Raw genomic sequence first — 7,198 nt, 5'->3', positions numbered from 1 at the left:
TTACAAATGACGCAACGATCTGTCTCTCGGTAAGATTTTAGATGACTCAATACGACCGCTTTGGGACGGGCGGCCGGCTGTGCTAGGATCACCGGCCTTGGAGGCCCCATGGACTGCGTCTTGTTTCGGCACGGGATCGCGGTGGACCGGGAGGACTGGGAACGTGACGACGCAGAGCGGCCGCTCACGCCCAAGGGCGCGGCGCGGGCCAAGGAGGCGGCGGCGGGGCTCCTCTGGCTGGATGTCGCCCCGACCCACATCCTGTCGAGTCCCTACCTGCGCGCCCGGGACACGGCCGAGGTCCTCCGCGACGCGATGCGGCTCAAGGCCGAGATCAAGGTCTGCGCGGAGCTGCGGCCCGAGGCCCCGCCGGAGAAGCTGCTGGGTGTCCTGGCCGCGATGCCGGAGAAGGCCTGCGTGCTGTGCGTCGGCCACGAGCCGCATCTCGGCGAGGCGGCTGGCGTGATGCTGTTCGGCAAGCCGGTCGCCGGGCTCTTTCTCAAGAAAGCGGGCGGCGGCCTGATCCGTTTCGAAGGGGTGCCCAAGGCGGGACGGGGCCAGTTGGCCTGGTGGCTGGGCCCCGGCCCGCTGCGCCGGCTCGGCGGCTAGCCGGGCGTCTGCTCCTCGAGGGCGGACGCGGGCTTCGCCGCGGCCTCGCCGTTGGCGAGGAGCGGGGCGATCTTCGCGCGCAGCGCGTCCTGGATCTCCTCCGGCGTCTTGCGCGCGTCCACCACCTCGAAGCCGAACTCCTCGGCCATCTTGTCGAACTCCTCGATCAGCAGCCCCTGGTACTTCTTGAAGCTGTCGTAGAGGTCCCCGCCGAGCCTCATGTCCATCCCCGACTCCCAGAAGTTCATGCCCTTCGTCTCGATCACGCGCAGGACGAGCGTGTCCACGTCGATCCGCAGGTAGCAGACCAGGTCGGGGACGACGGCGAAGCCGAAGACGTTCCTGATCCACTGCCGGTCGCCGCTGCGCACCGTGTCGCGGGCGAAGGCCGTGTAGATGTAGCGGTCGGCCAGGACGATGAACCCCGAGCGCAGGGCCGGGATGATCTGATGCTCCAGCCGGTCGGCGAAGTCCGTCGCGTAGAGCAGGCTGAAGGACCAGCGGTCGAGGATGTTGCCCTGCTTGGCCATCTCGATCGTCTTGGACATGAGGTTGGAGCGCGTCCAGCCGGTCGTGACGACGCCGTAGCCCTGCACCTCCAGCCATTCCTGAAGCATCTCGATGTGGGTCGAGCGGCCGACGCCGTCGGTCCCCTCGATCGCGATCAGCCTGCCCTTGAGGTCACTCAGATTGAGGTACGGCAAACCGTCGCCAAAATACCGACGCGCGTTTTCCATGCGTGCCTCGCTTGGGGCGGTAGTGCTCCAGCGCCTTGGCCACCACCCGGCGCATGTGCTCCTGCTGCTCCTCGATCGTCTTGGTCGCGTCCATCGGGATGAGCCCGTACTCGTCCACCATCTTGTCGTACTCCGCCAGGATCCGGCCCTGGAAGATCCGGAAGCTCTCCGTCTGGTCCTGGCTCAGCCCCATGTCCATGCCGGCCTCGTAGTACTTGAGCTGGGCGCGCGTGCCGCCCAAGAGGCGGTCGATCGCTACCTCGATGGGCACCCGGAAGTAGAAGGCCAGGTCGGGCCGGACGGCGAAGTTGTAGACCTTCCGCACCCAGTCGCGGGAGACGCCGCGCACGGCGTCGCGGGCGAAGGCCGTGTAGGCGTAGCGGTCGGCCAAGACCAGCATCCCGGCCTTCAGCGGCGGCAGGATGTCGTGGTACAGACGGCTGGCGAAGTCCGTCGCGTGCAGCAGGCTGAAGGTCGTCGGCGTGAGCGCCTTACTCTTCTTCCCGCGGCGGGTCGTCTCGCGGACGAGCTCGGAGGAGTTCCATTCGGTGAAGAAGACGCTGAAGCCCTTGGCCGCGAGCCATTTCTGGAGCAGCAGCAACTGGGTGCTCTTGCCAGACCCGTCGATGCCCTCGACGATGATCAGCTTGCCGGGATAGGGGTGGGGTTGGTCGAAGGTGATGCGGGCCTGGCTCATGAGCGGGCTCCCTGGCGCTGGACGGCGAACTGCACGCGGCGCTTGAGGACCCTCTCGAACAGATCGGCGCGGTTGCGCGCGGCCCAGACTTCCAGCTCCGGGTCGCCGGCGGTCTGGAGCGTCACCGTCACCGGACGGCCGAGCCGCACCCGCAGGCCTTGAATCACCGAGAACTGGCTGCGGTCCAGCCCGTCGGCGATCCGCAGCAGCGCGCTCAGGATCTCCAGCACGCGGCGCCGGCGCGGCGAGAGGTCCCGGGTCTGCTCGTGGGCGTCGCGGGGCAGGGCGCGCCGGTGGTAGCGGGCGACGGCGGCGATCATCTCGATCTCCTCCGCCGCCAGTCCGGCGAGGTCGCTGTTCTTGATGAGGTAGTAGGCGTGCTTGTGGTGCTGCCGCGAATTGATCAGGTAGCCCACGTCGTGCAGCAGCGCCGCGTAGTCGAGCCATTCCCGCTCCAGCTCGCCGAGCCCGTGCAGCGGCTTGGTCTGGTCGAAAAGTTGGAGCGCGAGCATCGCGACGTGGTGCGAGTGGGCCTTGGGATAGCGGCAGGCCTCCGCCAGGTGCAGCACGCTCCGGCGGCGGACGTTGGGGATCTCCTGCTCGGCCTTGATGCCCTCGCGGTGGCGCTCGATGAAGTCGTAGATGAGGCCCTCGCGGATCGCCTTGTCGCTGAGCGTGAGCTGTTCCTGCCCCGTCCGCTCCATGAGCGTGCGGACGACGGCCGTGGCCGGGTAGAGCGTGTCCACGCGCTTGGGGTCCAGCCCCGGGATCGTGAGCCGCTCCTTGAAGGGAGCGCGCATGAGCCGCCGCTCGATGCCCGAGACGTCTTTGAGCGACACGGTCGCCATGTTGACCTGTGGCAGGGGGCGGCCCGTGCGTTGCAGGTGAATGATCTCGGCCAGGTTGGCGATCATGCCGGAGGTGCCCACGAGCCGGTCGAACGTCTTCGTCTTGATCCGCCGGAAGGCCTCGTCGAGCTGCGCGTCGATGGCCGCCTGCATGGCCCGCCGCATGGACCCGCTCGGCGGGTCCTTCCGGAGGTAGAGGTCCTTCAGCCGGATGGCGCCGAGCTTGAGGCTCTGGCCCCGTATCATGGCATCCCGGTTGCCGACGATCAACTCCACGGAGCCGCCGCCCACGTCCACCACCATGATCGGCCGGCGGGACAGGTCCATGCTGTGCCGGACGCCCAGGTAGATGAGCCGGGCCTCCTCCTCCCCGGTCACGACGCGGACGGTCAGGCCGGTCTGCCGGGCCACTGCCTCGATGAACTCGCCGCCGTTGACGGTCTCCCGGACCGCGCTGGTCGCGACCGCCTCGATGCGGTCGTAGCCCTTGTTGCGAGCGAGCAGGGCCAGCGTGCGGACGACCTCCAGCCCCCGCGCCATGGCAGCCTCCGTCAGCCGGTGCGTCTTGAAGGCGCCGTCGCCGAGGCGGGTCATGTCCTTGAAGCGGTCGAGGATCTTGTAGGCGCCGTCGGGCTGGACCTCCGCCAGGACGAGGTGGATCGAGTTGGTGCCGATGTCGAGGACGGCGAGTCGCGCCATGGGGGGAGCTTAGAGGGAGGGCCCGGCCAAGTCAATCGGCTCCGCAAGCGGTCCGAACGGCGTCAGGGCGCGGTGTGCCGGATGATCTTGCCTTCCACCATGTAGACCACGAGCTCGGCGACGTTGGTCGCATGGTCGGCGATGCGCTCCAGGTACTTGGCGACGAAGGTCAGCCGGATCGAGCGGGAGGTCGTCCGGGGGTCCTCCAGCATGAAGGACAGGAGCTCCCGGAACAATTGGTGCATGAGGTCGTCCACGAAGTCGTCGTCCTTCAGGACCTTGCGCGCCAGGCCGGCGTCCGCCCGCACGAAGGCGTCGATGCTCTCCTTGACCATCGTGAGCGCCCAGTCGCCCATGCGGGGAATGTCGAGGTAGGGCTTGAGTTGGGGCTCCTCGTTCAGCTCGATTGCGCGCTCGCAGACGTTCTCGGCCAGGTCGCTGATGCGCTCGAGTTCCGTGGCGATCTTCATCGCGGTCGTGATGAATCGGAGGTCTCCCGCCGTCGGCTGGTGCAAGGCCAGGAGCCTGATGCAATCCTCGTCGATCTCGACGTCCAGCGCGTTGACCTCGTGGTCCCGTTCGATCACCCGTCCGGCGAGGCCGGAGTCCCGGGAGACCAGCGCGGAGAGTGCCTTGGTGATCTGATCCTCCGCGAGGGCCGCCATGCGCAGCAGCTTCTTCTTCAGCTCGCCCAGCTCCTCGTCGAAATGGCGTTGCATAGGCTCGCTCCCGATGGTCGGTCTCCGGTGATCCGCTCGGGGCCCCGGGCGGCGGTTCCCGCCCGCGCTCAGCCGAACCGGCCGGTGATGTAGTCCTCGGTCTGCTTCCGGCTCGGGTTCGTGAACAGGCGCTGAGTCGCGCCGAACTCCACCAGCTCGCCGAGGTACATGAAGGCCGCCCAATCGGACACCCGCGCGGCCTGCTGCATGTTGTGCGTCACGATCAGGATGGTCACCCGCTGCTTCAGGGTCAGCAGCAGTTCCTCGATGCTGGCCGTCGCGATCGGATCGAGCGCGGAGGTCGGCTCGTCGAGCAGCAGCATCTCCGGGTCCGTCGCGAGGGCCCGCGCGATGCAGAGCCGTTGCTGCTGGCCGCCGGACAAGGAGAACGCCCGCGCCGCCAGCCGGTCCTTGACCTCGTCCCACAGCGCCGCGCTCCGCAACGCCTGCTCCACCTTGTCGTCCAGCAGGCTCCGCGCCGTCACGCCCCGGACCCGGAGGCCGTAGGCCACGTTCTCGTAGATCGACTTGGGAAACGGGTTGGGCTTCTGGAACACCATCGCGATCCGCATCCGCACGTCGATGGGGTCCACGTCGGGAGACAGGATGTTGCGCTTGTCCGGGTACAGGATGATTTCCCCGCCGTAGCCGTTCCCGGCGTAGAGGTCGTGCAGGCGATTGAAGCATCGCAGGAAGGTAGACTTGCCGCAACCGGACGGGCCGATCAGGGCCGTGATCCGGCACTCGGCGATCGGCATCGTGATGGCGTGCAGCGTCGGGCGGCGGTCGTAGGAGAAGCTCAGCGCGCGGGTCTCCGCCTTGAGCGTCTCCGGCAGGTCATCCGGCGTGCCCGTGTGCATGCCCGTCCGCCTACCAGTGAATCCGCCGGCGCATGCGGTGGCGCAGCCAGATCGCCGCCCCGTTCATGACCAGGGTCATCACGACCAGGACGATCCCCGCCGCCGCCGCATTCGCCAGAAACTCCGTGCCGGGCCGCGACACCCACGTGAACATCTGGATCGGCAGCACGGTGAACGGCGAGAACAGCCATTCGAACGACACAAACGGCGGGTCCGCGGTGAGCGGAGCCGGCGGCAGAAACGCGATGAAGGTCAGGGCCCCGATCGTGATGACCGGAGCGGTCTCGCCGATGGCGCGGCTCAACGCCAGGATCACCCCGGTCAGGATCCCCGCCGTGGAGTAGGGTAGGACGTGGTGCGAGACGGTCTGCCATCGGGTCGCGCCCAGGGCATAGGCGGCCTCCCGGACCTCCACCGGGATGGCCCGGATGGCCTCGCGCGTCGCCACGATGACGATCGGCAGGATGAGCAGGGCGAGCGTCAGGCCGGCCGCGAGGAGGCTTTCGCCCAGTCCGAGGACGTGCACGAACAGGCCCAACGCCAGCAGCCCGTAGATGACCGACGGGACGCCGGCCAGGTTCGTCACCGCCACCTCGATCACGTGCGTCAGCCAAGTTTTCCCGGCGTACTCCTCCAGGTAGACCCCCGCCGCTACGCCGAGCGGGACGCCGATGAGCGCCGTGAGCAGCATGGCCAGGCCGGACCCCACCCAGGCGGGGAGGATCCCCGCCTGGGGGGCGCGGCGGGAGGGGTAGGAGGTCAGGAATTGCCAGTCGAGCCGGGCGATCCCGTCCACCACGAGCCGGCCGAACAGCAGCACCAGCGTGAAGACTCCCACAGCGAGGGCGCACAGTCCCAGGGCGATGAAGGCCCGTTCGGCGAGCCTGCGCCGGAGCGGGGACCGTCGGGGCGGCGCTGACGCGGGGGGCGGCATCAATAGACCTCGCGGAACCGGTTGCGCAGCAGATGGCCCAGGATGTTGAAGAGCAGGGTCAGGAGCGCGAGGACCAGCCCCGCCGCGAAGATGCTCCGGTAGCCGAGGCTTCCGTGCGGCAGGTCGCCGAGCGCGACCTGGACGATATAGGCTGTGATGGTCGCGGCCGGCTCCATCGGATTCCACGTCAGGCGCGGGTTCTGCCCGGCCGCGATCGCCACCACCATCGTCTCGCCGACCGCGCGCGAGACCCCCAGGACGTAGGCCGCGACCAGGCCGGACAGGGCTGCCGGCACCACGACCCGCAGGGCGGTCTGCAGGCGGGTGGCGCCCATCGCGTAGGAGCCTTCCCGGAGGGCCATCGGGACCGCGCGCATCGCGTCCTCGCTCAGCGAGATGACGAACGGCATGATCATGACGCCGATGACCAGACCGGGACCGAGCATGTTGAAGCCCGGGAGGTCGGGCCGGATGATCTGTAGGGAGGGGGTGACGACCAGCAGGGCGAAGTAGCCGTAGACGATGGTCGGCATGGCGCCCAGGAGCTCCAGCAGGGGCTTGACCAGCTCCCGCAGCCGCACCGGGGCGAACTCGGACAGATAGATCGCGGCGACCGTGCCCAGGGGGACCGCCACGAGGAGCCCCACGCTGCTGGTAACGAGCGTGCCGGCCAGCAGCGGCAGGATGCCGTAGTGCGGGTCGGCGAACAGGGGGGTCCACAGGGTATCGGTCATGAACGAGTGGAGCGGGACCGTCTGGAAAAAGCCGAGCGATTCGTACAGGAGCACGACGATGATCGCCACCGTCGTCGCGATGGAGACCGACGCCGCGAGGCGCAAGGCGCCTTCGATCACGCGCTCGCGAACCCGGCGGCGCCGGGCCACCGACGCCGGTGTCTCGACGCGGACCTCTCGTGTTCCTGCCGATTCCCGCACGGCGAGCAACGAGTCAACCCTCCATCGCGCGGGATTGCGCGAGCGCCGTGTCCCGGAAATTCCTTTTGTCCTTCCGGCCAAGGCCGCTGAGCGGCCGTGAGCCGGAATCCAGGGACGTAGAAGGATCCTGGATACCGGCCCCGGATTGAACATGTCCGGG

The 7,198-nt window shown here is 68.3% G+C and carries 8 protein-coding genes; 1 reads left to right on the top strand and 7 read right to left on the bottom strand.

The genetic code is table 11. From position 1 onward, the window contains the following. Positions 1-108 precede the first annotated feature (108 nt). A complete protein-coding gene (locus AC1U7O_RS00635; protein WP_479892600.1) occupies positions 109-609 on the top strand; it encodes a SixA phosphatase family protein in 501 nt (166 codons plus the stop codon). Here the strand turns inward: AC1U7O_RS00635 and AC1U7O_RS00630 are convergent. The 7 genes from AC1U7O_RS00630 to pstC form a co-directional block, all read right to left on the bottom strand. Continuing rightward, complete coding sequence (locus tag AC1U7O_RS00630; protein WP_479892599.1) at positions 606-1,313, bottom strand: dTMP kinase; 708 nt, start codon at positions 1,311-1,313, stop codon at positions 606-608. The two genes, AC1U7O_RS00635 and AC1U7O_RS00630, sit on opposite strands and share 4 nt — an antisense overlap. After that, a complete protein-coding gene (gene tmk / locus AC1U7O_RS00625) occupies positions 1,291-2,043 on the bottom strand; it encodes a dTMP kinase (protein ID WP_479892598.1) in 753 nt (250 codons plus the stop codon). The genes AC1U7O_RS00630 and tmk overlap by 23 nt, the downstream gene beginning before the upstream one ends. After that, positions 2,040-3,590: a Ppx/GppA phosphatase family protein gene (locus AC1U7O_RS00620; RefSeq protein WP_479892597.1), complete on the bottom strand. Its 1,551-nt coding sequence runs from the start codon at positions 3,588-3,590 to the stop codon at positions 2,040-2,042. Before AC1U7O_RS00620 ends, tmk begins: the two co-directional genes overlap by 4 nt. A 62-nt stretch (positions 3,591-3,652) precedes the next feature. Further along, positions 3,653-4,309 (bottom strand): phosphate signaling complex protein PhoU, encoded by a 657-nt coding sequence (phoU, locus tag AC1U7O_RS00615; RefSeq protein WP_479892596.1) that lies wholly within the window; start codon positions 4,307-4,309, stop codon positions 3,653-3,655. 68 nt (positions 4,310-4,377) lie between these two features. Then, positions 4,378-5,169 (bottom strand): phosphate ABC transporter ATP-binding protein PstB, encoded by a 792-nt coding sequence (gene pstB / locus AC1U7O_RS00610; protein WP_479892595.1) that lies wholly within the window; start codon positions 5,167-5,169, stop codon positions 4,378-4,380. Between the two features lie 10 nt (positions 5,170-5,179). Further along, entirely contained in the window at positions 5,180-6,103 is a 924-nt protein-coding gene (gene pstA, locus AC1U7O_RS00605) for a phosphate ABC transporter permease PstA (RefSeq protein WP_479892593.1), read from the bottom strand. Continuing rightward, on the bottom strand, positions 6,103-6,987 hold the full coding sequence (gene pstC / locus AC1U7O_RS00600; RefSeq protein WP_479892592.1) for a phosphate ABC transporter permease subunit PstC: 885 nt from the start codon (positions 6,985-6,987) through the stop codon (positions 6,103-6,105). The genes pstA and pstC overlap by 1 nt, the downstream gene beginning before the upstream one ends. Positions 6,988-7,198 lie beyond the last annotated feature (211 nt).

Source organism: Candidatus Nitrospira neuquenensis (assembly GCF_979578155.1).
Note: the sequence above shows the minus strand (reverse complement) of the source record. Positions and strands in the feature narration are given on the sequence as shown.